This is a genomic window from Okeania sp. SIO3B5, from assembly GCF_010692555.1.
Lineage (GTDB): Bacteria > Cyanobacteriota > Cyanobacteriia > Cyanobacteriales > Microcoleaceae > Okeania.
This window is the reverse complement of record NZ_JAAHHG010000754.1, coordinates 1-3495: the sequence shown is the minus strand read 5'-3', so window position 1 is coordinate 3495 and position 3495 is coordinate 1. Positions and strand designations below refer to the sequence as shown.

Sequence of the window (3495 nt, the reverse complement as noted above, 5' to 3'; positions counted from 1 at the left end):
CCTCTCTTGGTGCGCATTCCCTTGCGTCTGACGCGCCCCGCGGGGTCGCACCGCTTCTGCCTCCTGCCTCCAGCTCCCGCTGCCTTACCTCCTCCAAAGTGTAAGTATTCAACCGGACATGATATAAAACCTTGTAGGGACGTTCCATGGAACGTCCCTACTGTGATCTACCCAAATGAAAACTGCTGTAATATCATGTCCGGTTGAACAGTGATAAATAAATAACTACGGAGGAGTCAGTCCTCAGTCCTCAGGAGTCAGGAGGAAAGAGGGAAGAAAGAAGAAGAACTGGAGTTGAAGGAGAAAGTTTTTTTATCACTAATTATCCGGACATGATATAATATCCGATCCAACGACAGCCGAAGTAATCATATTTTGGGTTTCGACTACGGAAGCGATCGCTACTCCCCCATCTCCAGGATGAAAATATGAAGACTTATTTTCTGCACTTAACTAATATCATGTCCGGTTGAATAATTAGACTTTGGTGGAAGGAAGGCAGGAGGCAGGAGGCAGGAGGCAGAAGGTTTTCTCCCATTTTTACCTTAATTTTATACACAAACGGTGCTACCGGACATGATATAACTTGAAGTTGTATAGCAGTAGAAGCAAAGCTTAGGACAGATCAAAAGCTTAAAACTCAGATAATATCATGTCCGGTTGAATACTTAGTAAATAAGGGAGTAGGGAGTAGGGAGTAGGGAGAATAAAAAGATTTGCACTGCAAGTTACTGTTTTGGTTTTTTTCCAGATCGCTCTTATCCGGACATGATATAACGCAAGATTTTTCTTTCTTCCTTCTTCCTTCTTCCTTCTTCCTTCCTTCTTCCTTCTTTCTTCCTTCTTTCTTCTTCCTGAAGATATTACAATTTAAAAATCCAGAAATGATATTCCAAGGTAAATACTTTGAAAGAACTTTTAATTACTGCAACCGATACCGACGCTGGTAAAACTATATTGACTCTCGCTCTTGCTGCTTATTGGCAAACTTACCATAAAGACCGCAACTTAGGCTTATTTAAACCTATTCAAACTGGCATAGGCGATCGCGAACTTTACACTCAATTATTTTCTCTAGACCAATCTCTTGACGAAATTAACCCTTTATGGTATAAAACACCCGTTGCTCCTCCTGTAGCTGCAGAACGGGAAGGTCGTCTGGTACAATTAGATCGGGTATGGTCAACTTTTGCAAGATTACGACAACAAAAAGATTTTGTGTTAGTGGAGGGTTTAGGAGGACTAGGTTCTCCTGTCACTCACGAACTGATGGTGGCAGACATAGCTAGGGATTGGCATTTACCTACTATTTTGGTTGTACCAATCAAGTTAGGCGCGATCGCTCAAACCGTAGCGAATGTTGCTCTAGCTCGTCAAATGAAGGTTAACCTCCGAGGCATTATCCTCAACTGCGTTCAACCTTGCTCAGAGCAAGAAATTGCTGACTGGACTCCTGTTGAACTAATTCAATCCTTAACTCAAGTACAAATCTGTGGAATTATACCACATTTACCAGAAATTAACAACCTAGACAAATTAGCAACAGCAGCCTCTAATTTAGATTTAGAGAAGTTTTTGCCCTTACCAACCACAATCAAAAATTGAAGGCAGAAGGCAGAAGGCAGGAGGCAACCCACCCCTAACCCCTCCCAGGAGGGGAAGGCAGAAGGAAAAATTGCTTATGGATTTTCACACAAAACAATTTTGAACACCCCCGTTGACGGTGGGGTATTAAACCCATAAGGGAAATAACAACTCGGTATAAAAAATATGGTTTCAACTATTCCGACTTCAAATTCCGTTACTCAATCTCAATTGCGTCCAGAAATTAGAAAACTACAACCTTTGTTAGTTGAATGGCGACGACATCTCCATAAAAGACCAGAGCTAGGTTTCAAAGAATATTTAACAGGGGAATTTATTTGCCAAAAATTGCAAGAGTGGGGCATCGAACATCAAAAAGGAGTTGCGAAAACAGGTATCCTCGCAACTATTGACAGTGGTAAACCAGGGCCTGTATTAGCTATCAGGGCAGATTTAGATGCTTTGCCAATTCAAGAATTAAACGATGTGCCATATAGATCGATACATAATGGTGTGATGCACGCCTGTGGCCATGACGGACATACAGCGATCGCTCTAGGCACTGCTTACTATCTGGCTACCCATCACCAAGATTTTGATGGGATCGTAAAAATCATTTTCCAGCCAGCAGAAGAAGGGCCTGGAGGCGCTAAACCAATGATTGAAGCGGGGGTGTTGAAAAATCCTGATGTGGATGCCATCATTGGTTTGCACTTGTGGAATAATTTACCCCTGGGCAAAGTAGGAGTCCGCAGTGGTGCTTTAATGGCAGCTACTGAAAGATTTAATTGCACAATTGTGGGCAAAGGTGGGCATGGAGGAATGCCTCATCAAACTGTAGATTCTGTGGTAGTTGCAGCTCAAATTATTAATGCTTTGCAAACAATAGTAGCTCGGAATATTAATCCTATAGATTCAGCGGTTGTCACGGTTGGGGAGTTAAAAGCAGGTCGGGCATTTAATGTGATTGCTGATACTGCCAGAATGGGTGGTACTGTACGTTATTTTAATTTGGCTTATCAAGATTATTTTGCTAAAAGAATTGAGCAGGTTATTGCTGGAGTTTGTGAAAGTCATGGGGCGAGTTTTGAATTTAATTATATTCCTCTTTATCCCCCGTTAATTAATGATGAAAAAATAACTGATTTAGTTAGAAGTGTGGCTGAATTATTGGTAGAAACTCCTGCGGGTGTTGTACCTGAATGTCAAACTATGGGGGGTGAAGATATGTCATTTTTTCTGCAAGAAGTACCTGGTTGTTATTTCTTTTTAGGTTCAGCAAATGCCGAGAAAAATTTAGCTTATCCGCACCATCATCCTAGATTTAATTTTGATGAAACTGCTCTAGGAATAGGAGTGGAAATGTTTATGCGTTGTGTAGAAAAATTCTGTAGTTAGAAAGGCTTGCCAAGCCAAGGATTAAAATCCTTGGCTAATAGCTTAAGTCATCTTAAGCCAAGGATTAAAATCCTTGGCTAATAGCTTAAGTCATCTTAAGATGACTCTTGAAGAGTATGTAATCTTTTTCATTTTTATCATGTAAGCATTCAGCTATTAGCTGTCAGTTCTCAGTAATAAAACTCTGCTCTTAAAACTATACTTTATAAACACCTTTCTTAAGATAAAACTTGACCAAACAGAGAAGTTAGAAGTTATGTATTTGCTATTAAATCAATTTTCGCCTTCTTCCTTCTTCCTTAGCTGATAGCTGATAGCTGACTGCTGAATGCTTACTTTATCATAACTTTGATGATGAATTCATAATGGGTAAGCATCTTTCAGCCGTAAGCATTCAGCTATTAGCCAGCCTCCTACCGGAGGAACTGCGGACTTCAGCTAGCCTCCTCCGGAGGAACTGCGGACTTCAGCAATAATACCTTGTGCTTAAGGACAAGTTTTAAATGAATATAG

At 40.7% G+C, this 3495-nt stretch carries 2 protein-coding genes; both read left to right on the top strand.

What is annotated here, in order from left to right; all coding sequences use genetic code 11:
• The first annotated feature begins 906 nt into the window (after nucleotides 1-906).
• A complete protein-coding gene (gene bioD / locus F6K54_RS41975; protein WP_293090418.1) occupies nucleotides 907-1605 on the top strand; it encodes a dethiobiotin synthase in 699 nt (232 codons plus the stop codon).
• Nucleotides 1606-1770: 165 nt separating this feature from the next.
• On the top strand, nucleotides 1771-2982 hold the full coding sequence (locus tag F6K54_RS41970) for a M20 family metallopeptidase (RefSeq protein WP_293090417.1): 1212 nt from the start codon (nucleotides 1771-1773) through the stop codon (nucleotides 2980-2982).
• The last annotated feature ends 513 nt before the right edge of the window (nucleotides 2983-3495 follow it).